The following is a 21,790-nucleotide window of genomic DNA, read 5'->3' on the forward strand; positions in this document are numbered from 1 at the left end:
AAAAAATCCTTAACTACGCGCAATCAGACTGGCGTCATGGGCTAATTTTTCGGCGGCCTTGTCGCGAATCAAGCGCTCCAAATCATCAACCAAGGTGTCATTGGTTAACTTGCCGGAGGGTTTGCCGTCGATGTACACCAAGTTAGGTGTGCCGCCGGTAAGGCCAACGTCGACTTCTTTCGCCTCGCCAGGGCCGTTAACCACACAGCCGATGACCGCAACATTCAGCGGCACGAGCAGGTCTTCTAAACGCCCTTCGAGGTCATTCATGGTTTTCACCACGTCAAAGTTCTGCCTTGAGCAGCTCGGACAAGCGATGAAGTTGATCCCGCGTGAACGTAAGTGCAGTGACTTAAGAATATCGAAACCGACTTTGATTTCTTCGACAGGGTCAGCCGCCAATGAGATGCGAATGGTGTCACCGATACCTTCGGCCAACAGCATCCCCAAGCCCACTGCTGACTTAACGGTACCCGAGCGCAGTCCACCCGCCTCGGTAATACCAAGGTGCAGGGGCTGCTCAATTCGTGTTGCCAGCAGACGATAGGCATTAACCGCCATAAAAACATCAGAGGCTTTAACGCTGACTTTAAAATCTGGGAAGTCGAGTTTTTCGAGGTAATCGACATGGCGCATCGCGGACTCGACCAGCGCCTCGGGCGTTGGCTCACCGTATTTCTTTTGCAGGTCTTTTTCTAAGGAGCCGGCATTAACCCCAATACGAATTGGGATATTGCGCGCGCGTGCGGCGTCAACCACCGCCTTAATACGGTCTTCGCGCCCAATATTGCCCGGATTGATCCGCAAGCAATCGACGCCTAACTCGGCCACGCGCAATGCAATTTTGTAGTCGAAGTGGATGTCGGCCACTAACGGCACGTTAACCCGCTGTTTGATTTGGCCGAAGGCTTCGGCGGCTTCCATGCTGGGTACCGAGACGCGCACGATATCGGCACCCGCCTGTTCCAGGCGCTCAATTTGACCAACCGTGGCGGCAACATCACAGGTTTCGGTATTGGTCATGCTCTGAACGGCGATAGGTGCATCACCACCTACCGGTACCGAGCCCACCCAAATCTTGCGCGACAGGCGGCGTTTGATCGGCGATTCACCATGCATTGTGCTACGTATCCTGCGCTTGCGTTACTCGCCCACTTTTAAGCGAGCAACATTACCGCGGCTATAGCCGCTCAAATCCACAGCGTTGCCGTTAAACGATACCGAGGCTGCGCTGGCGTCACCCAAAATCAAACTCAGCGGCGCTTTACCGACCACACTTAACGTGTCGCCCTTGCGCTTAAGCGTGCTGATTAACACCTTACCGCTGGCATCGGCCACTTGCGTCCAGCAATCGGCGGAAAAACCAATGCTGACGCGGCCTTCACCTGCTTGTAACGGCGCTTCAGCGGCATCCACCACCGCACTAGCTGGCTCGCCTAGCGGCGCTACAGGCGTTAGCGTAGTTGTTTCACTCGCAGCGATATCCGCTGCAACGGGGTCAGTAGTGACTTCTGACTCGGGCGCTACTTGCTCAGGCGCGCCAGATGACAAAGCGGACGGCTCAGGGCTTTCAGAACTTGCTGCGCTGGTCTGTTGGCCATCGACTAACTGCGGAGCTTCGGCTGATGTAGCGGCCTCTGACGCTGCTGCTGCCTGAGCTACAGACTCATCGGAAGTGTCAGCCACAGACTCATCAGTCGCGACGGGCTCAGCGTCAAAACGATGCACCTCTGTCGTACCGTCCACCGAGTCGACTTCTACCTCATTCAAACTCAGCCCGCCCACATCCACAACCGGACGCTGACTTTCTTGCCACCAAAGGAAGGTGCCAACGGCCAACAACAAAAACACTACCAAGGTAAGAAAGCGCATAACCGAACGCGAGGTGCGTACTGGCTCTCTCATACGGTTCAAGCTTTGTACATTGGCCGCGCCGGCAGTGGTGCCGGTAAATTGATCGAACTCGACGACCAAGCGATTCTGATCCAGCTCCAACAGGCGGGCATAAGCACGTACGTAACCACGGGCAAAGGTCAACCCAGGCAAGCGCTCAAAAGCGCCTTCCTCAAGATAATTCAGATTAGCGCGCGTTAGGTTCAGGCTCTGCGCGACGCTGTCTTGCGACAAGTTTTTCGCTTCACGCGCTTGGCGCAGTGTTTCACCAGGATTGGCCGGATTAACCGGCGCGTCAGGTACTACGGAACTCATTGCCCACCCGTTTTAAGATATTCCTGATATTCCGGTGACGCCGGAAACAAACGCTTTAACTGCAAGGTGTAACTGGCCGCCGTATCACGATCATCAAACACGCGTGCCAAACGAATACCCAGCCATAAGCTGCGAGCATCCTGTTGACGAATCAGATCCGAATAAGCGGCGTAGTAGTCACGGGAAGCCAAGTAGTCTTTGTTGGTATAGGTCAGCTCCGCCAACTCAATCAATGCCAGCGGCTGATCGCGATTAAGGCGTAGCGATTTAACCAAAAACTTCTTCGCCTTGACGGGATCATTTAACCGCAGTGCGGTAATGCCAAGACTCTCAAACACACGCGAGCGACTGTCGTAGAGGGTATCTTTAGAAGCCAGTTCAAACTGTTTGTAGGCCTCGGCATAGCGAGCTTGTTCGAACAGAAAGCCGCCGTAGTTGTACAAGACGCGCGGATCGTTAGTCGTTGATAACGCCCTGCGGTAGTAATCCTCAGCGAGCTCGTTCTCTTGTTCATACTGGAATACCAAAGCCAGTGCTTCTAGGGCATCGGTATTATCCGGATCAATATCCAACGCTTTCTTCAAGGGAGTCTTGGCGCGCTCTGGGGTACCTGAGCGCAGGTAGCCCTTACCCAGATCAACGTAGGCATCAACGGCCTGTTCACGCCCTTCTTCGGTTTTTAGCGGGTTACGCATCCCAGAGGTCGTCGTACTGACGCAGCCAGCCAAAAGCAATATTGCAAACATCATGAACAATGCACGTTGGCAATGCATGAGGTTACTCCCTGTCAGTTACGGTTAGCGGCAGCGTCTTCATCCAGCTGCCGTACGGCGATATAGCGTTCACTGCGACGGGTTTTGTCCATCACCTGCCCCACCAATTGACCGCAAGCCGCGTCGATATCTTCGCCACGCGTGGTGCGGACTGTCACGCTAAAGCCGGCATGATGCAGCTTGTCTTGAAAGCGGCGAATCGCATTATTACTCGGCCGCTCATAACCCGAATGTGGAAATGGATTAAACGGGATTAAATTAATCTTGCAAGGGACATCTTTCAGTAATGCAATCATCTGCTCAGCGTGCTCGGGCTGATCGTTCACCCCTTTGAGCAAGGTGTACTCGATGGTGAGTACGCGCTTCTCGCCTAAGCGTGCGACATAACGCTTGCAGGTATCGAGCAAGACATCCAGTGGATACTTCTTGTTCAGCGGCACCAACTGATTACGCAGCTCATCGTTAGGCGCATGCAATGACAGCGCTAAAGAGACATCCACGTGCTCGGCGAGCTTATCGATCATCGGCACGACACCTGAGGTCGATAGCGTCACTTTACGCTTAGAGATGCCGTAGCCTAAGTCTTCCATCATGATCTGCATGGCCGGCACAACGTTGTCAAAGTTCAACAACGGCTCGCCCATTCCCATCATCACCACGTTGGTGATGGCGCGATCAATTTTCGCTGGCACACTGCCAAACGACTGATTAGCGATCCACACCTGGCCGATAATTTCGGCACTGGTCAGATCGCTGTTAAAACCTTGTTTGCCGGTTGAGCAAAAACTGCAATCCAGCGCACAACCAGCCTGAGAAGACACACACAAAGTGCCCCGACCATTTTGTGGAATGTACACCGTTTCAACACAGCTACCCGATGCCACGCGGACTACCCACTTGCGTGTGCCATCGGCGGAAATATCTTCGCTCACCACTTCAGGCGGGCGAATTTCGGCACGTGCTTCGAGCTTTGCGCGCAAAGCCTTGCCGACGTTGGTCATGCCAGTGAAATCGGTCACACCAAAGTGGTGGATCCACTGCATGACCTGACCACCCCGAAAGCGCTTCTCGCCTATCGACTCGAAGAAATCTTCCATTTGCGGCTTGGTTAAGCCGAGCAAATTCACTTTTGGGGCAGTCTGATCACTCATCACAATACTCTCAATAACACTTAGCGGATGCGTGCGCACACTTCGGTGGCAGCAAACCAGTAAGCGATTTCGCGAGCAGCAGACGCTTCAGAGTCAGAACCGTGAACAGCATTTTCGTCGATAGACACTGCGAAATCAGCACGGATAGTACCGGCGTCAGCTTTCTTCGGGTCGGTTGCGCCCATCAGCTCACGGTTTTTAGCGATAGCGCCTTCACCTTCCAGCACCTGAACAACCACAGGACCAGAAGTCATGAAAGAAACGAGGTCTTTGAAGAAAGGACGCTCTTTGTGCTCGGCGTAGAAGCCACCCGCTTCACGCTCGGACAGCTGCACCATCTTGGAAGCCACAACGCTCAGGCCGGCCTTCTCGAAACGGGTGACGATTTCACCGATTACGTTCTTGGCAACAGCATCGGGCTTGATGATGGACAGAGTGCGTTCAACAGCCATGGAAAACTCCAATAAATTAAGAAAGCAAGATAAAACAACGGATTAAACCCGCGGATTATACGCGGGTTATGAAATTTAAGCGAAGGGCGCTTTTAGTCGCGCTCGTCGATCCAAGCTTGCTGAATCGCCTCAAGCACCTTCTCGCCGCCGCGCTGGGCGTCATCATCAAATTGCGGCAAGGCCACTACCCAATTATGTAAGTCAACAAAATTGACATAGCGCGGATCAACATCAGGATGGGTATCCACCAGTTCAATCGCGATATCCAACACATCCACCCACTTCATGCTGGCCTCCTTAATGACGCTCGGACACTTGATTGAGGGTGTACTTGGGCAGCTCTACCACCAAATCACTGTCAGCCACGACAGCCTGGCAAGATAAGCGCGAATCAGGCTCAAGCCCCCACGCCTTATCCAGCATGTCATCTTCAAGCTCGTCGGAAGGCTCAAGCGACTGGAAGCCCTCACGCACTATGACGTGACAAGTCGTGCACGCACACGACTTCTCGCACGCGTGCTCAATCTCAATGCCATTACGCAGCGCCGCATCGCAGATGGTCTCACCGGTCTGCGCCTCAATCACAGCCCCTTCCGGGCATTGTTCGGGGTGGGGTAAAAATACTATTTGCGGCATGACTTATTCCTCAATTTCTTGCACGTTGCGGCCAGCAAGTGCCGCGCGAACACTGGCATCCATTCGGCGAGCAGCAAATTCATCGGTGGCCACGCTCAGCGCTTTAGCGGCCGCACTCACTGCCGCCGCATCCGCACTTTGCGCACGCACTTGGAGCAACTGCGCGATTGCTTGATCAATATCGCGGCGCTCCGCCTCACTCAATAAAGCCAAACCATCCGCCGCCAAAGCTGCCTGCACCGCCTCTAACAAACGATCGGCATCCACCTGTTCCTCAGCCAGAGCGCGGGCGTCTTTATCGACACCGGCATATTCCATCGATTCTGTGAGCATGCGAGCGATTTCATCATCACTTAAACCATACGAGGGCTTAACTTGGATGCTGGCTTCAACGCCCGAGTTCAACTCACGCGCTGTGACATCCAATAAGCCATCGGCATCAACCTGAAAGGTCACGCGAATTTTGGCCGCGCCGGCCGGCATCGGCGGAATGCCGCGCAACTCGAAGCGCGCCAGTGAGCGACAGGCGCTGATCAACTCACGCTCACCTTGCAGCACATGTATCAACATGGCCGTTTGGCCATCTTTATAGGTGGTGAATTCTTGGGCGCGTGCCGATGGAATCGTGGTGTTGCGCGCAATCACCTTCTCCATCAGTCCGCCCATGGTTTCTAGCCCCAACGACAGCGGAATCACATCCAGCAGCAACAGCTCATCGCCACTGCGATTGCCTGCTAAGACATCTGCCTGGATAGAAGCACCGATAGCCACGACTTGATCGGGATCGATATCGGTTAAGGGCTCGCGCGCAAACAAGCGCCCAACCACATCTCGAACACGGGGCACACGTGTAGAACCACCCACCATGACCACAGCGTCCACTTCCTCAAGCTCAACGTCGGCATCGCGCAAGGCGCGGCGACAGGCTTTAAGGGTACGCTCAAGCAATGGATCGATCAGTTCAACAAAACGCTCGCGGGTTAGCACGCCCTGCCAAGAGCCATAACTGAGCTGTACCGAAGATGCGTCAGTCAGTGCCTCTTTGGCTGCGCAAGCCTGCTCTAATAAGCTTCGTTGTTGGGCCGGAGTTAAATCAGTGGAGGCCTGCGCCTCGCCCAGCACCCAGTGTGCGATGGCTAAATCCAAATCATCGCCACCCAGCGCGCTGTCACCACCGGTGGCCAGCACTTCAAATACGCCGCGACTTAGACGCAGGATCGACACATCAAACGTGCCGCCGCCTAAGTCATAAATCGCCACCACACCTTCAGCTTGTTTATCTAGGCCATAGGCCACCGCTGCTGCAGTCGGTTCATTAAGCAAACGCAGCACATTGAGACCGGCCAATTTGGCCGCATCTTTGGTGGCTTGACGCTGCGCATCATCAAAATAAGCCGGTACGGTAATCACCGCACCAACCAACTCACCGCCCAAGGTTTGTTCAGCACGAGCGCGCAGGGCTTTAAGAATATCGGCCGACACCTCGACAGGGCTCTTGTTGCCCTGGCAGGTTTCGATAAACGGCATTTGCGAATCGCCAGCAACAAAGCGGTAAGGCAGTTGCTCGCCCAGCTGATGAATATCTTGCAAGCCGCGCCCCATCAGGCGCTTTACCGACACGATGGTATTCAAAGGATCTTGCGATGTCGCCGCTTTGGCTGCCGCGCCGACCACAGTCGCCGAGGCCTGATAGTGCACGGCCGAGGGCAGAATAACCGCGCCGTCCGCATCGGGCAGCGTTTCAGCCAAGCCGCTGCGCACACTGGCTACCAGCGAGTTGGTAGTACCCAGGTCGATACCCACCGCCAAGCGACGCTGGTGCGGCTTAGGAGCCTGTCCTGGTTCTGCAATTTGTAGTAGTGCCATGGGTCATTCTTAGCCAGGCGCTGCCTAGCATCGCAATAAGGTTCAGTCGTCCAGACGCTCTTCTAGCTGACGCACTTCCCTGGCCAACTTATCGAGAAACTGTAAGCGGCGCACCAAGCGTTCGGCCTCTGACATGCGCGCAGCATCCTGCCAAATAGCTGAAAACTCTTGCTCTTGCGCTTGCTGCAGCTGTTTTAACTCTGCTTTGAAGGCATTCACTGCGGGCCAGTCGGTGATTTCTTCCAGCGCTTCACGCAGGTGCATTTGCTGCATTAAAAAACTGGGATCTTGCACCGTCGCTTCCAGGGCCAAATCGCAGCCTTGCAAACGCAACAGGTAAAGCGCGCGCTGCGCCGGGTTCTTCAACACCCGATAGGCTTCGTTCATATTGGCCGAGCGCTCAATGGCCAAGCGTTGCTCGCGCGCATCGGCATCGGCAAAACGATCCGGATGCACCGCCTTAGCCATCTCACGGTAGCGCGCAGATAACTCGGTTAAATCCAGCTCAAACGCAGGCTTTAAACCAAACAGACCAAAGTGGCACTCAGACATTGAAGCTTTCGCCGCAACCGCACTCACCACGCACGTTGGGGTTATTGAACTTGAAGCCTTCGTTAAGGCCCTCACGAACAAAATCCAACTCGGTGCCATCGATGTAAACCAAGCTTTTTGCGTCGACATACACCTTGGTGCCGTGACTTTCGAATACCTGATCTTCGCTCACTGGCTCATCAACAAACTCCAGCACATACGCCATACCAGAACACCCTGTGGTACGTACGCCAACGCGAATCCCTTCACCTTTACCGCGCCCATCAAGAGAACGACGTATGTGTTGCGCTGCTGCTTCGGTCATGGTGACAGCCATTGCCTTAACTCTCCTCAGGAAATGCCATTTTTCTGCTTGTAATCTTGCACAGCAGCTTTAATCGCATCCTCAGCCAGAACTGAGCAGTGAATCTTGACCGGCGGCAATGCCAGCTCTTCAGCCAGCTGGGTGTTTTTGATCTGAGCGGCTTCTTCCAAGGTTTTACCCTTCATCCACTCAGTCGCTAGCGAGCTCGAGGCAATCGCCGAGCCGCAGCCGTAGGTTTTGAACTTGGCGTCTTCGATCACGCCGTCAGCACTTACTTTAATCTGTAAGCGCATAACGTCACCGCAGGCTGGAGCGCCGACCATGCCGGTCCCCACATCCTGATCTTGATCGTTAAGCTTGCCCACGTTACGTGGGTTTTCGTAATGGTCGATGACCTTTTCGCTGTATGCCATGGTAGTAATCCTCGCTAATCGTTCGGGGCTCAGTGGGCCTGCCACTGCACCTTGGACAGGTCTACGCCGTCCTTATACATATCCCACAGAGGCGACAACTCACGCAGCTTCTCGACTGCCTGGCGCGCCTGCGTCGCTGCAAAATCCACCTCTTCATTGGTGGTGAAGCGACCAAAACTGAAACGAATCGAGCTATGCGCCAACTCATCGCTACGGCCCAGAGCGCGCAGCACATAAGAAGGCTCCAGCGAAGCAGAAGTACACGCCGAGCCAGAAGATACCGCCAAATCTTTCAACGACATCAGCAGCGACTCGCCTTCCACGTAGTTGAAACTGACGTTCATGTTGTGCGGTACGCGTTGCTCAGCCGAGCCGTTGAGGTAAACCTCTTCGATGTCTGACAGCTGGTCCCAAAAACGCTTGGCCAGTGCTTTGGCATGCTCACGGTCTTTTTCCAGCTCTAGCTTGGCCAGACGAAACGCTTCGCCCATACCGACCAGCTGATGCGTGGCAAGAGTGCCCGAACGCATGCCACGCTCGTGGCCGCCGCCATGCATTTGCGCCTCAAGACGCACACGCGGCTTACGGCGCACATACAATGCGCCGGCACCTTTGGGGCCGTAAGTTTTATGCGCCGAGAACGACATCAAGTCGACCTTCAACGCATCAAGATCAATCGCCACTTTGCCAGTGGATTGCGCAGCATCCACATGGAACAGCACACCACGACTGCGGGTCAGTTCGCCAATGGCGGCAATGTCGGTGATCACACCAATCTCATTGTTCACGTGCATCAAACTGACCAAGATGGTGTCTTCGCGCAGTGCGCCTTCGACCTGGGCGGGCGAAATCACACCGTCACTATCGGGCTCAAGGTAGGTTACTTCAAACCCTTCGCGCTCAAGCTGACGACAAGTATCCAGCACTGCTTTGTGCTCGATCTTGGAGGTAATGATGTGCTTGCCCTTGCCCTGATAGAAGTGCGCGACACCCTTGATCGCCAAGTTATCAGACTCGGTCGCACCGGAAGTCCAAACGATTTCGCGTGGATCAGCATTCACCAGCTCCGCCACCTGACGGCGAGCGTTCTCCACCGCTTCTTCGGCTTTCCAGCCAAACAGGTGCGAGCGTGATGCTGGGTTGCCGAAATTCCCTTCCAAGGTCAGGCATTCGATCATCTTCTGCGCCACACGCGGATCCACTGGAGTGGTCGCTGAGTAGTCAAGATAAATCGGCAATTTCATGGTGTTATCCCCTCAGGCTTGGGCTGCGCCGGTCAGTCAACTGCCGACGTCAAAATAGTATCGAGCGCGCGTCGTGCATCGTCGGTGCGACGATCCTGACGCGCAGCGACTTCTTGCACCTCACGGCGCTTGACCAAGTCGGCCAGACTAATGTCGCTTAAGAAATCATGGATCTGTTGACTCAAGTCACACCAAAGGTGATGTGTGAGACAAGTTCCACTGGGATGACAGGTGCCCGCACCGTGACAGCGCGTGGCATCGACGGACTCATTGACTGCATCAATCACTTGCGCCACATGAATAGACTGCGACTCACGCGATAACTGATAGCCGCCACCCGGGCCGCGCACACTGGAAACCAGCTCGCAGCGCCGTAACTTGGCGAACAGTTGCTCTAGATAAGACAGCGAGATGCCTTGACGGTCGGAGATATCAGCCAGCGATACAGGGCCTGATTGCGCATGTAGCGCAAGATCAAGCATAGCGGTAACCGCGTAACGGCCTTTAGTAGTCAGACGCATGACTCATCACAGGTGGCTGGAACGTGGTGCCAGTATGCTAATCCCGACTATTTAAGTCAAGTATTTAACCTAGTGATTTAGTCGGAATTAGCTAAAGCTGCGGGGCGACTATAACAGAAGCCCCGCTGACAATCAGCCCTTGGCCACTTCGCCTTCCGCCTTGCCTGCCGCATCCTCCACAGGTTCAACGGCTACACCGGCAAAATCAGCGGCGTTTAACTCTGGCAGCGCCTTGGCGCAATAATCACTGCCCAGCGCTGTCAGGGCTTTGCACATGCCACCTAAACGGTCATCCACCGCTTGCATATGATCCAGCATCTGGCCGATCGCCTGCGCCACAGGATCTGGCATGTCCTGACTTACGCCGTAGGCGTCAAAGCCGATTTTCTCGGCCATCGCCTGACGCCGCGCAACCTGCTCATCATCCGCCTTGGCAATGATGCGACCAGGAATGCCTACTGCCGTAGCGCCCGCCGGCACCGCCTTGGTCACGACTGCATTGGAGCCAATTTTAGCCCCGGCACCCACGGTAAACGGCCCCAAAACCTTGGCGCCCGCACCAACCACCACACCATCTTCTAGCGTCGGATGGCGCTTGCCTTTGTTCCAGCTGGTACCCCCTAAGGTCACGCCTTGATAAAGAGTGACATCGTTACCAATCTCTGCCGTTTCACCGATCACCACACCCATACCGTGATCAATAAAGAAGCGCTGACCAATTTTGGCGCCAGGATGAATTTCAATGCCGGTCAAAAAACGCCCCGAATTAGACACAGCGCGCGCCAACCACTTCCAGCCACGCAGCCACAAAGCATGCGCAATACGGTGTAACCATATGGCGTGCAAGCCTGGATAGCAGGTGATGACTTCCCAGGTATTGCGTGCTGCCGGATCGCGACGGAAAACACTTTGGATATCGTCCTTTATACCTTCAAACATCACTGCCTCCCCGCTTACCTGGCTCACCACGCAAGCTACGCTGTGTCTCCGTCAAAATGCCACGCAATATATTCATCTCTAACTTATTCACCTCAGCACGCCCATACAGGCGGCGCAGCCTGGCCATCAAATGACGTGGCTTTTGCGGATCATGAAAGCCCACCTCGATCAGCACTTGCTCTAAGTGCTCGAAATACCGCTCCATCTCATCAGCACTGGCTGGCTGTTCATTGAGCATGGATGACGCTTCAAATTTGCGCTGCTTGAGCGGCGCTTCAGCCCGGGCCAGTTGCGCCATCCGCAGCTCATACACCAACACCTGCACGGCAGCCGCCAAATTCAGCGAGCTAAACTCTGGGTTAGACGGGATATGAATGTGAAATTTACAACGCTGCAACTCTTCATTGGTCAGCCCGGAGTGCTCACGACCAAACACCAGCGCCACATCCCCTTCTACCCCAGCATCAAAATGCTCCAGCACCTTGTTCGCTGACTCGCGCGGGTCAAGCAACGACAAAGGAATACGCCGGTCACGGGCACTGGTTCCCATGACCAAAGAGCAACCTTGCAGCGCCTCATCTAAGGTTTTCACCACGCGGGCGTTTTCTAAAATATCGTCCGCCCCTGAGGCGCGCGCCTTCGCATTCCCATTGGGAAAGTCTTCTGGCTCAACCAGATATAAATGACTTAAGCCCATGTTTTTCATGGCACGCGCGGCACCACCGATATTGCCGGGATGACTGGTGTTGACCAATACAATTCGAATGTTCTCAGACACGCTCAAGCTACTTACAGAATCCGCAGGGACAGGCATGTTACAAAAGCCTCACCCAGCACGCCATGACTCCTTCAAGTTATTCGGTTTTCTGCTAGAATGGCCGGCTTTCTTTAACAGTCTAGGTATCCTTCCATGCAACCCATGTTGAATATTGCCCTGCGTGCCGCTCGCGCAGCCGGCGAACTGATCATCCGCTCCACTGACCGACTGGATGCAATCAGCGTCAACGAAAAGGATGCCAAAGACTACGTCACCGAGATTGATCTGGCCGCTGAGCGCTTGATCATCAGCACGCTGCAAAAGGCCTACCCTGACCATGGCTTCTACGGCGAAGAAAGCGGCTTCCAAGAAGGCAAAGGCGAAGGCAAAGATTACATCTGGGTGATCGATCCGCTGGATGGCACCACCAACTTCACCCGTGGCCTGCCCCACTACGCGGTCAGCATCGCCTGCAAATACAAAGGCCGCCTTGAGCACGCCGTTGTACTGGATCCTTCTCGCCAAGAAGAGTTCACCGCCACCCGTGGCCGTGGTGCACAGCTGAACGGCAAGCGCATCCGCGTGAGCAACCGCAAAAGCCTTGAGGGTGCACTGCTGGGCACAGGCTTTCCGTTCCGCGATAGCCAGCTGGAATACTTGGACAGCTATCTTGGCATGTTCCGCAGCTTGGTCGGTGAAACGGCTGGTGTTCGTCGTGCCGGCGCTGCCAGCCTAGACTTAGCCTACGTGGCCGCTGGCCGCTTTGATGCATTTTGGGAGTTCGGCCTGTCCGAATGGGACATGGCAGCCGGTGCACTGCTGATTCAAGAAGCGGGCGGCTTAATGAGTGACTTTACCGGCGGCCACGATTTCTTGGCCAAGGGGCATATTGTTGCCGGCAACACTAAGTGCTTTAAGGCTGTACTGACGGCGATTCAGCCGCACTTACCGCCAGCGCTTAAGCGCTAAGCATAAAAAAATCCCCGGCTTGCTACCGGGGATTTTTTTGTCTGTTGTTTCTCACAACACTGCAAGAAGCAACCTTAATGCAGCACTCGCGGGCCATCCGAAACTTTCTCGCCTTCAGCCATGCGCGCGGCCATTTGCACGCCGACGTTCATCATGGCTTTGGCCACCTCCACTTGCTGGCCATGAAGAAAGCCTTTGGCATCACCGGAAAACTCGATAATAACCAGGGGTTCGCCTTCTTCCTCTGAACGACGCAAAGCAATGCGTCCGTCTTCCAGTTCGACGATTTCCAAAAAGGATGTCGACATCGTAACTCCTTACTACTTAAGGCAAGGCAAGCCTTACCATTCATTCAAGCCTTCGCGCAGTCGCAATACCAACTGCTTAAGCTGATCACGCCACTCACTCAGCGTGTCACGACTCAAAGGCACGTCCTCGACCTGCTCACCCGAGCGACTGATTAAATTCACCGCCGGATCAATCTTGCTGAGGGCACTTGGCTGCACCGGATAGTGCAAAGCGTCATAGTGCTGCACCAGCGCCTTAAGCCAACTGTGTTCGGCTTCCATAATTTCGACCAACTCAGCCAGCTCAGCACCTGGGTGCTGTTGCAAGCTCGTTCGACTGATCAAGCGGTCAACGCGTACTTCATTGGCGATGGGCAAGCGGTAAAAAGAGGCAATTTCTTGCCCGAGGGCCAACGTCGCACCGTACAAATGAAACAACGCCGATTCACGCAAGCACTGCTCCAGCGCTGGCTGAATAGCCGGCGTGCCACGGTCGCTTTGGCGCCACTGATCAAGCACTAAGCCTGTGAAATAGATTCGTTGATTGGTGCGGGTGTAGGGCTCATTGGCCATAAGCAGTCCTCCGGCGGGGTGCACCAGTATACCCCGCCAAAGGCTCTTTCCGGCAGCCGATTACTTGCTGCTGATCACCCACTTACCGGATTGATAGAACGCCTTCCAGCCGGTGGGCTTGCCGTTTTCTTCGCTTTGCACGTACTGCTCTTTGCTCTTACGGCTATAGCGCACCACGGTAGCACGACCTTGATCATCGGCCTGCGGCGCATCGCAAAGGAAGTGATACTTCGGATCGATCTCGGCACGATGCGGAACCAGCTCTTTGACCAACGGCGCGCGCGTCTCACGATTTTTCGGGAAGCCCTTAGCCGCCAAGAACAAGCCCGAGGCACCGTCACGCAAAATGTAAGTGTCGTCGACCTTCTCGCACTTAAGCTCCGGCATCGGCACCGGGTCCATCTTCGGCGGTGCTGGCTCACCGCTTTTCAACAGCTTGCGAGTGTTCTTACAACTGGCATTGGTGCAACCAAAGAACTTGCCGAAACGGCCTGTCTTCAGCTGCATCTCACTGCCGCACTTATCGCACTCAAGGCTTGGGCCTTCGTAGCCCTTGATGCGGAACTTGCCTTCTTCAACCTCAAAGCCTGAGCAATCGGGGTTGTTGCCGCAGACATGCAGCTTGCGCTGCTCATCCACCAAGTAAGAATCCATCGCTGTGGCGCAAATCGGGCAACGGCGCTTGCCACGCAGTACGCGCGACTCGGACTCACCTTCATCATCCTCAGCAATTTCGTTACCGGGGATCAGGTTAATCGTCGACTTGCAGCGCTCTTTCGGCGGCAAGGCGTAGCCTGAGCAGCCCAAGAACACCCCAGTCGACGCAGTGCGGATCATCATCGGCCGCGCGCATTCGCGACAGGCGATATCGGTCGGTGTTGGCTGATTGGCACGCATGCCGCCATCACTGTTGGCCGCATGCTCTAACTTGCTACGAAAATCACCGTAGAACTCATCCAGCAGCTGCTTCCACTGCACTTGTCCGTGTGCCACTTGGTCGAGCGAACCTTCCATGGTGGCGGTGAAACCGTAATCGAGAAGACCTGAAAAGCTTTCAACCAAACGCTCGGTGACGATGTCGCCCATTTTCTCCGCGTAAAAACGGCGGTTATGCAGAACAACGTAGCCGCGCTCTTGAATGGTGGAGATGATCGCCGCATAGGTCGACGGGCGGCCGATGCCGCGCTTTTCCAGCTCTTTGACCAAGCTGGCTTCATTAAAGCGCGCAGGCGGCTTAGTGAAGTGCTGCTTGGGGTCGAGTTTTTCTAGTTTGAGCGACTCACCTGGCTGCATATCCGGCAGCACTTGGTCTTCGGCAGACTTACCAACCACCGGCTGTACACGGGTGAAACCGTCAAACTTGAGAATACGACCACGCGCACGCAGCTCGAACTCGCCCGCCTGCACCACCAAACTGGTTGATAAGTACTTGGCCGGCAGCATTTGACAGGCCACAAACTGGCGCCAAATCAACTCATACAGGCGCTCTGCATCACGTTCCATGCCGGACAAAGCCGTGGCTTTGACCGTGACGTCTGACGGGCGAATCGCCTCATGCGCTTCTTGCGCGCCTTCTTTGCTGGAGTAAGAAACCGGCTTTTCCGGCAGATACTTATCGCCAAACTCGCCCTGAATAAAGTCGCGCGCCATGGCAACGGCGTCAGCTGACAAATTGGTTGAGTCGGTACGCATGTACGTGATGTAGCCGGCTTCGTACAAGCGCTGCGCCATCATCATGGTTTTCTTAACGGTAAAGCCCAGGCGGTTGCTCGCCGCCTGCTGCAAGGTCGAGGTGATATAGGGCGCACTCGGCTTACTGCTGGTCGGCTTGTCGTCGCGACTGAGCACGCTGTAGCTTGACGCTTTAAGCGCCGCTACGGCGGCCATAGCTTGGGCTTCGTTCAGCGGGCGGAACGCGTCACCGGCCTGCTTGAACACCTCGAAGCGCACTTGGCTGGCCGCTTTGGACAGATCAGCGTGCAACTCCCAGAACTCTTCCGGAACGAAAGCGCGAATCTCACGCTCACGATCAACGATCAAACGCACCGCAACCGACTGCACGCGGCCGGCCGATAAGCCACGAGCCACTTTAGCCCACAGCAACGGCGAGACCATGTAACCGACTACGCGATCAAGAAAGCGTCTAGCTTGCTGGGCGTTGACGCGATTGATATCCAGCTCACCGGGCGTGGCAAAGGCTTCTTGGATCGCCTTCTTGGTGATTTCGTTAAACACCACGCGCTTGTAGCGGCTGTCATCCCCACCAATGGCTTCGCGCAGGTGCCAAGCGATGGCTTCCCCTTCGCGGTCCAAGTCCGTTGCCAGATAAATAGTGTCAGCGTCTTTGGCCAAGGCCTTGAGCTCATTCACTACTTTTTCTTTGCCGGGCAAAATCTCGTAGCGCGCCGCCCAGCCATGTTCAGGGTCAATACCCATGCGGCTGACCAGCTGGCGTTTGGCTTTTTCTTCTGCGCTTAGCTTCTTGTCAGCGGCCGGCTTTTTGCCGTCTTTACTGCTGGCAGAACCGCTGGTGGGCAAATCGCGGATATGACCAATACTGGACTTCACCACGAATTGGTTGCCCAAATATTTGTTAATGGTCTTGGCCTTAGCCGGCGACTCCACAATAACCAGAGATTTGCCCATATTTCTCTCTTTAAGCATCCATCAATAAAAAGCGACTTGCGCGGCTTTATAGTAGCCAGCCATGGGCAAGGTCAAGGACGAGTCCCGATTAAAAAACCTTAACGTGCGTCAGCAAACAGGCTTTTTTGCGCCTCAATCAGCTCAAATCGCGGCACGGTTTCTCCGCCCACGCGCACATGTTCAACAAACATCGATAACGGCCGCACCCATAGGCCAAACGCGCCATACAGGGCTTGATAGACCACGACCGCCTCTTCCGTTTCCGAGTGTTTTGCCACGCCCACCACGCGGTAACGGCGACCTTTGTAATGCTGATAAATACCGGGCGCCAAAATATCCTGCATAAACAATCCTCAATCAGGCCTTGTGAGCCAAAAACACAGCCGCCAGTCGATAGACCTTACGCTGCGCAGTAGGTAAAAAGCCTGCGCTGATGGCAGGCTTTGCAAACATCGCTGAAGCTATTCGCTATCGCGCTGTTGTTTCTTAAACGCATTTTTGGCTTGGCGACGCTTTTCGATCAGCTCAGCCGCCACACTGCCAAAATGTTGCTCGCCACGGCGGCGTGCCAGTTGTACTTGCTTTTCCCGTTCACGAAAGCGCTGACGCTGCTGCTCGTTGTATTGGTCGATGCAGTGCGGGCAACTCACGCCTTGCACGTAATGCTCGCTCTGCTTCTCGGCCTCGGTGATCGGCAAACGACAGGCGTGGCACTGGTCATACTGACCCTTTTCCAACGCATGATTAACCGCCACGCGACCATCAAACACAAAGCACTCGCCCTGCCACAAGCTATCCGTTGCCGGCACTTCTTCTAAGTATTTAAGAATGCCGCCCTTGAGGTGATAGACCTCATCGAAACCTTGTTCTTTTAAGTACGCAGTGGATTTTTCACAGCGAATACCGCCGGTGCAAAACATGGCAACTTTTTTGTGTTTAGCCGGATCAAGCTGCTCTTGCACGTATGCGGGAAATTCGCGAAATGTCTCAGTATTAGGGTTAACTGCGCCCTTAAAAGTGCCGATCTTCACTTCATACGCATTGCGCGTATCGACCAACAACACCTCAGGATCACTGATCAAAGCATTCCAATCTTTGGCCTCAACATAGGTACCCACCACCTTTTTCGGGTCGATACCTTCCACACCCATAGTGACAATTTCACGCTTGAGCTTGACCTTGGAGCGATTAAACGGCTGCGCGGTGTCGTACGACAGCTTGTAGTCCAGCTCGGCTAAGCGCGGGTCACGCTTAAGCCAAGCTAACACCGCGTTAATGCCTTGGGCCGAGCCCGCGACCGTGCCGTTGATGCCTTCTTTAGCCAGCAGCAAAGTGCCGCGCACTTGATGGGCAGTCAGCTCAGCGAGCAATGGCTCACGCAGAGCCTCGAAGTCATCCAGGGTGACAAACTTATACAGCGCACACACAACAATTTGCGTCATAAAACACCTTTATCTTGCGCACTGGAACGTAAATCCAGAGCAAAATGGCGTGCCTCAGCACGGCGGGCGCGCATTCTACCGAGCCTGCTCGTGCGGTGAAAGTCGCGCCTATCGTTTGCATCACAAAAGCCTCAAGCGGTTAAGCCCAACTTTTCTCCTGAAATTGTCGAACAACCCTCCACCCAACCCTAGGTTGGCCGGACATTCCACCTCGCTAACGGCACCCTGCGCGCACAACAACAACACGCTGGAGTGCCCCCATGCGCCGTCTGATTTTTCCCCTGCTGTTCCCCATCATGATTTTGCCCGGCTGCCAGAGCCTAGGCTTTGGCTCACTGCCGATGGAGGAGCTCACCGCGCGCTACGCCAGCGCCGAGAGCGGCTCCCAGTTCGTTGAAATACAGGGCGTGCGCATGCATTACCGCGATGAGGGCCGCCAAGACGCCCCTGTGCTGCTGTTATTGCACGGGGTTGTGTCATCGCTACACACGTGGGACGGCTGGGTCGACGAGCTAAAAGACGATTACCGCTTGATCCGCGTGGATGTGCCGGGTTTCGGCCTCACTGGCCCCCTACCCGATGGCAAATACGAGCCTGAGCGCATCGTCGGCATGCTGGATGAGCTGCTGACCACCTTAGACGTTGAGCAGCTGTCCATCGCCGGCAACTCACTCGGCGGCTACATGGCGTGGAATTACGCGCTCAAACGCCCAGAGAAAGTCGACAAGCTCATCCTTATTGATCCTGCAGGCTACCCCATGGAGAAAGCGCCTTGGGTGATCAGCTTGGCGGACCTGCCGGGCGCGCGCAGCATTGCCCCGCTGTGGATCCCTAAAAGCGTGATCGGCATGAACGTAAGTGAAGTCTATGGGCAGAGCTGGCGCATTCGTGATGGCGTGATTGACCGCTACTACGACATCAATCGTCGCCCCGGCAACCGCGCCGCGATGATCGATATCTTCCGTATGATCAACAAGATGAACAACCCCAGCCAAGACCCGAGCGAGCAGATCGCCAAGCTCAGCACGCCTACTTTATTAATGTGGGGCGACAAAGACCGTTGGATTCCACCCAGCCAAGCTCAGCAATGGCAACAGGACCATCCCAAGCTAACCCTTAAAATGTACCCCGATATCGGCCATGTGCCGATGGAAGAAATCCCCGTGCAAAGCGCGTGGGATGCCAAACGTTTCCTAGCCACAGGTAAGCTCTAAGGCCAGTTCTAAGCCATCCACAAAGTCATCCACAAAGCCCGGCAGCGCTGACTGGCGGGCTTTGTGGACAACGTACGGGTTAGAACCGCCCGCTGGTGGTCACGCCCGCCGCAGTAGTGACCCGGTTATTGGCCCCCGGCTGCCATTGCTTAACTTGGCTTGGGTTGGCTTCGTTGCGGATGATGCACTTCCACTCCAGCGTTTGGTTAGCCGGCAGTTGTAGCGTGCCTTTCCAGGTTGGATAAGCCGTGGTATCGGTCAGACGCACCGCGTTGGCAGCGCTCCAGTTACCCAAATCCGCACTATTACCCACCGCGTACACGCTATCCCCCCACTGCGTGACGCCGTTGTCGCAGCGAAAATTCACCGCCACCGTCGTGCCACCCGCGCTACCCGTGCGCCACACGCGAATCTGCCCGTTGTCGCTGTTCAGCGCTTGCGTAAAGCTGCCAGCGGCCACTTGATTGGGGTTGGCCAAGTTCGAGTTCAGCGCCAGCACTAAGGTTTGCGAGCTGCCGCTGATACTCGCCACTAAGCCAGAAAAGCCCGAATGAAAGGTGATCGCCGAAGCCGCTTTAACGCCGGCTGTTTTACGGATTTGCATCAACTGGCGGATCAAGCCATCCAAGCCCCAGTCGTACATATCCGACCAATACACCACCGGCGTGCCCGGCGTAGTCAGGATGTAGGCGTAGGCTTGTTTGCGCAGGCTATCCGGCAAAGCCCAATGGTGCTGGCCACCGTTAGGCCCCGGCGAGTAGCCCGTGTCGTGGTTATCGACAAAGGTCACCGCAGTTTCACGCCAACGGACATCGGGGTTGCCGTTTAGGCCGTTGCGCCAATCGCTGATCGAGCCGTTCTGCATGCGTTCTTTCAAGGCGAAGTCAAACACGCTGCATTGTCCGCGATCGGACCAGTCTTTGATGATCTCTTGCCAACTGGCGTTGCGTCGCCAGTCTGAGGGCGGGTATTCGCCCGGCGACTTCCACAGCTCGCCCACGCAATAGCCGCTGTCATGCGCATCTTTCATCCACGCATCGACGCGTTCACCGGCGTAGCCGCGCACGAAGTCAAAGCGGAAACCTTGGGCACCGTAGTTGTTTTTCAGGTTTTTAAGTTCATCGCGGAACATCAAATAGTTCTGCGCGTGCGCGGTGTTAAGGTCGGCATCGCCGCCGATAAAGCGATCGCCATCGTCACAGCCATTGGGGCCATTAGCGTTATCGGCGCAGTCGTTACGCCACAAGCCCTGGCCGGCCGGCAGGTTGATTTCTTTATTGGGATAACTCCGGTTCATATGGTTGGGTACGATGTCGTACACCACCTTGACGCCGGCGTTATTCAACGCGTTGGCTGCGCTTTTTAGTTGCGCGTCGCTGCCGTAGCGACCGTTTTTATTAAAGTCATGCCAAAAGTAGCCTTCGCCACCACCACTGGTGCCGTTACTGGCATCACTCCAGCTGGAAAAGTCGCGCCACGGCACCGGCATCCAAATGCTGGTAAAACCATCGGCGGCAATGGTTGGGGCTTTGTCTTTGAGGGTGTTGTACCAATGGCTCGGCGCAGTGCGCACCACGTTCCAGTGAAAGCCTTGCAGGATAATTTCATCGCCGCCGTGGTTACGCACGCCGGCTGCGGTTTTTCCGCCGGCATCAGCGGCATGCACAAGACTGTCCAGCGGGTACGCCAACGGCACCATGGCCGCGGTGAGGCAAGCGATACGTAGGTATCGGTTCATCGGGTTGAGCTCCATTATTGTCTTTGTTGTTGAGCATCCGACCGCCAGAGTTCCCTCTCTGCGAATGGGGAAGTTGCTGCATTTTCACGCAGACATTCGCAGGCTGCGCTGCGCAGTCATTGCCGCACAGCGCCTGAGACGAAAAAAAACAGGCGTAATGGCCAGGCGTAGAACCCGGCGTAGAATTGGCATAGCCACGGCATGCCGACCGCAACAGCGCTCGCGCCTAACATTTAAAAAGCGGCGTCAGCTAGATGCCGTCCACAGCGCAAAAAAAACCGCCCGCTCCGGGGCCGTGATCCGGAGAAGGCGGTGGCGTGATACACCAATACACGGATAGAGAGGGTTTCTCTCCAGCGGCGATGCGGGAGGAGCACATCACCGATCTGCCAAACGGCCCCTTGCTCCATTTGGCAAATGCTTGCGCGTAGTCTTAGCTGACCAACGCCAGTGCTTCGCGGCTTAGACGCTCAATGTCAGACCAGTCGCCTGCGGCAACCAAGTTGTCCGGCAGCATCCAAGTGCCACCAATGCACATCACGTTGCTAAGCGCTAAATAGGCATTGGCGTTATCCGGCTTTACCCCGCCCGTTGGGCAGAAGCGCACATCTCGAAATGGACCAGCGAAGGCCTTTAACGCTGATTGACCGCCGACCACTTCCGCCGGAAACAACTTAAAGCGGCGATAGCCCAAAGCGTAACCTTGCATCAGTTCAGAGGCCGTACTGATGCCCGGCAACAACGGCGCCGCACTCCTCGCCCCGTATTCGAGCAGTGCCTGAGTGCAGCCCGGCGTGACCACAAACTGCGCTCCGGCCTGCTCGGCCGCTTGATACATAGCAACATCCAGCACGGTGCCGGCACCCACGCAAAGCTCAGGTCGCTGCTCACGCAACAGACGAATCGCGGTTAAACCGTGAGCCGAGCGCAAGGTGATTTCTAAGGTGCGTAAGCCGCCTGCGGCTAAGGCATCGGCCAGCGGCAAAATATCCGCCTCTTGGTTAATCACGATCACCGGCATGATGCGCGCGGCGCTACAGATCAGATCTAAACGCGCGGTGTTGTCTGCCAAACTCATATGCGTGTCTCTCAAGTCAATAATCAG

At 55.4% G+C, this 21,790-nt stretch carries 24 protein-coding genes; 2 read left to right on the forward strand and 22 right to left on the reverse strand.

Annotated features, from left to right (window positions below; genetic code table 11):
• Positions 1–9: 9 nt before the first annotated feature.
• The 15 genes from ispG to trmJ all read right to left on the reverse strand — a co-directional run bounded on the left by ispG (position 10) and on the right by trmJ (position 11,837).
• Positions 10–1,119 carry a flavodoxin-dependent (E)-4-hydroxy-3-methylbut-2-enyl-diphosphate synthase gene (gene ispG, locus MKI83_RS07910; protein WP_241584705.1) on the reverse strand — a complete coding sequence of 370 codons (1,110 nt, stop codon included), beginning with the start codon at positions 1,117–1,119 and terminating at the stop codon, positions 10–12.
• A gap of 24 nt (positions 1,120–1,143) precedes the next feature.
• A complete protein-coding gene (locus tag MKI83_RS07915) occupies positions 1,144–2,208 on the reverse strand; it encodes a RodZ domain-containing protein (RefSeq protein ID WP_241584707.1) in 1,065 nt (354 codons plus the stop codon).
• The gene (gene pilW / locus MKI83_RS07920; protein ID WP_241584709.1) at positions 2,205–2,981 is read right to left on the reverse strand and encodes a type IV pilus biogenesis/stability protein PilW; all 777 of its coding nucleotides are present in this window, start codon (positions 2,979–2,981) and stop codon (positions 2,205–2,207) included. Before pilW ends, MKI83_RS07915 begins: the two co-directional genes overlap by 4 nt.
• Before the next feature lie 14 nt (positions 2,982–2,995).
• Positions 2,996–4,132, reverse strand: a complete 1,137-nt coding sequence (gene rlmN / locus MKI83_RS07925; protein WP_241584710.1) for a dual-specificity RNA methyltransferase RlmN — start codon at positions 4,130–4,132, stop codon at positions 2,996–2,998.
• Positions 4,133–4,152: 20 nt separating this feature from the next.
• A complete protein-coding gene (gene ndk, locus MKI83_RS07930; protein ID WP_241584711.1) occupies positions 4,153–4,584 on the reverse strand; it encodes a nucleoside-diphosphate kinase in 432 nt (143 codons plus the stop codon).
• A 92-nt stretch (positions 4,585–4,676) separates the two neighbouring features.
• Positions 4,677–4,871, reverse strand: a complete 195-nt coding sequence (gene iscX, locus MKI83_RS07935; RefSeq protein ID WP_241584712.1) for a Fe-S cluster assembly protein IscX — start codon at positions 4,869–4,871, stop codon at positions 4,677–4,679.
• 10 nt (positions 4,872–4,881) lie between these two features.
• Positions 4,882–5,220 carry an ISC system 2Fe-2S type ferredoxin gene (gene fdx / locus MKI83_RS07940; RefSeq protein ID WP_241584713.1) on the reverse strand — a complete coding sequence of 113 codons (339 nt, stop codon included), beginning with the start codon at positions 5,218–5,220 and terminating at the stop codon, positions 4,882–4,884.
• 3 nt (positions 5,221–5,223) lie between these two features.
• Complete coding sequence (hscA, locus tag MKI83_RS07945; protein ID WP_241584715.1) at positions 5,224–7,086, reverse strand: Fe-S protein assembly chaperone HscA; 1,863 nt, start codon at positions 7,084–7,086, stop codon at positions 5,224–5,226.
• Positions 7,087–7,128: 42 nt separating this feature from the next.
• Positions 7,129–7,638: a co-chaperone HscB gene (hscB, locus tag MKI83_RS07950; RefSeq protein WP_241584717.1), complete on the reverse strand. Its 510-nt coding sequence runs from the start codon at positions 7,636–7,638 to the stop codon at positions 7,129–7,131.
• Entirely contained in the window at positions 7,631–7,954 is a 324-nt protein-coding gene (gene iscA, locus MKI83_RS07955) for an iron-sulfur cluster assembly protein IscA (protein ID WP_241584719.1), read from the reverse strand. The genes hscB and iscA overlap by 8 nt, the downstream gene beginning before the upstream one ends.
• A gap of 14 nt (positions 7,955–7,968) precedes the next feature.
• Positions 7,969–8,355, reverse strand: coding sequence for a Fe-S cluster assembly scaffold IscU (gene iscU / locus MKI83_RS07960; RefSeq protein ID WP_241584721.1), 387 nt, complete (start codon positions 8,353–8,355; stop codon positions 7,969–7,971).
• A gap of 29 nt (positions 8,356–8,384) precedes the next feature.
• Positions 8,385–9,599 (reverse strand): IscS subfamily cysteine desulfurase, encoded by a 1,215-nt coding sequence (locus MKI83_RS07965; protein ID WP_241584723.1) that lies wholly within the window; start codon positions 9,597–9,599, stop codon positions 8,385–8,387.
• Between the two features lie 32 nt (positions 9,600–9,631).
• Entirely contained in the window at positions 9,632–10,120 is a 489-nt protein-coding gene (iscR, locus tag MKI83_RS07970) for a Fe-S cluster assembly transcriptional regulator IscR (protein ID WP_241584726.1), read from the reverse strand.
• A 132-nt stretch (positions 10,121–10,252) separates the two neighbouring features.
• Entirely contained in the window at positions 10,253–11,059 is an 807-nt protein-coding gene (gene cysE / locus MKI83_RS07975; protein ID WP_241584728.1) for a serine O-acetyltransferase, read from the reverse strand.
• Positions 11,052–11,837 (reverse strand): tRNA (cytosine(32)/uridine(32)-2'-O)-methyltransferase TrmJ, encoded by a 786-nt coding sequence (gene trmJ, locus MKI83_RS07980; protein WP_241584729.1) that lies wholly within the window; start codon positions 11,835–11,837, stop codon positions 11,052–11,054. The genes cysE and trmJ overlap by 8 nt, the downstream gene beginning before the upstream one ends.
• A 132-nt stretch (positions 11,838–11,969) precedes the next feature.
• On the opposite strand from trmJ, the gene suhB reads away from it, so the two are divergent.
• On the forward strand, positions 11,970–12,785 hold the full coding sequence (suhB, locus tag MKI83_RS07985) for an inositol monophosphatase family protein (RefSeq protein WP_241584731.1): 816 nt from the start codon (positions 11,970–11,972) through the stop codon (positions 12,783–12,785).
• 74 nt (positions 12,786–12,859) lie between these two features.
• Here suhB and MKI83_RS07990 read toward each other — a convergent pair whose 3' ends face one another.
• The 5 genes from MKI83_RS07990 to trhO all read right to left on the reverse strand — a co-directional run bounded on the left by MKI83_RS07990 (position 12,860) and on the right by trhO (position 17,733).
• Positions 12,860–13,093, reverse strand: a complete 234-nt coding sequence (locus MKI83_RS07990; RefSeq protein ID WP_241584732.1) for a hypothetical protein — start codon at positions 13,091–13,093, stop codon at positions 12,860–12,862.
• A 33-nt stretch (positions 13,094–13,126) separates the two neighbouring features.
• Positions 13,127–13,645: a DUF6586 family protein gene (locus MKI83_RS07995; RefSeq protein ID WP_241584733.1), complete on the reverse strand. Its 519-nt coding sequence runs from the start codon at positions 13,643–13,645 to the stop codon at positions 13,127–13,129.
• Positions 13,646–13,705: 60 nt separating this feature from the next.
• Complete coding sequence (gene topA, locus MKI83_RS08000; protein ID WP_241584734.1) at positions 13,706–16,291, reverse strand: type I DNA topoisomerase; 2,586 nt, start codon at positions 16,289–16,291, stop codon at positions 13,706–13,708.
• A gap of 98 nt (positions 16,292–16,389) precedes the next feature.
• A complete protein-coding gene (locus MKI83_RS08005; RefSeq protein WP_241584735.1) occupies positions 16,390–16,635 on the reverse strand; it encodes a DUF1653 domain-containing protein in 246 nt (81 codons plus the stop codon).
• A gap of 117 nt (positions 16,636–16,752) precedes the next feature.
• Positions 16,753–17,733 (reverse strand): oxygen-dependent tRNA uridine(34) hydroxylase TrhO, encoded by a 981-nt coding sequence (gene trhO / locus MKI83_RS08010; RefSeq protein WP_241584736.1) that lies wholly within the window; start codon positions 17,731–17,733, stop codon positions 16,753–16,755.
• Between the two features lie 260 nt (positions 17,734–17,993).
• Here trhO and MKI83_RS08015 point away from each other — a divergent pair, with 260 nt between their 5' ends.
• Positions 17,994–18,947, forward strand: a complete 954-nt coding sequence (locus tag MKI83_RS08015) for an alpha/beta fold hydrolase (RefSeq protein WP_241584737.1) — start codon at positions 17,994–17,996, stop codon at positions 18,945–18,947.
• 79 nt (positions 18,948–19,026) lie between these two features.
• Here the strand turns inward: MKI83_RS08015 and MKI83_RS08020 are convergent, their stop codons facing one another.
• Both MKI83_RS08020 and MKI83_RS08025 read right to left on the reverse strand, forming a co-directional pair.
• Complete coding sequence (locus MKI83_RS08020; RefSeq protein WP_241584738.1) at positions 19,027–20,685, reverse strand: glucan 1,4-alpha-maltotetraohydrolase domain-containing protein; 1,659 nt, start codon at positions 20,683–20,685, stop codon at positions 19,027–19,029.
• 433 nt (positions 20,686–21,118) lie between these two features.
• A complete protein-coding gene (locus MKI83_RS08025) occupies positions 21,119–21,763 on the reverse strand; it encodes a bifunctional 4-hydroxy-2-oxoglutarate aldolase/2-dehydro-3-deoxy-phosphogluconate aldolase (protein WP_241584740.1) in 645 nt (214 codons plus the stop codon).
• Positions 21,764–21,790 lie beyond the last annotated feature (27 nt).

Source organism: Atopomonas sediminilitoris (assembly GCF_022601735.1).
Lineage (GTDB): Bacteria > Pseudomonadota > Gammaproteobacteria > Pseudomonadales > Pseudomonadaceae > Atopomonas > Atopomonas sediminilitoris.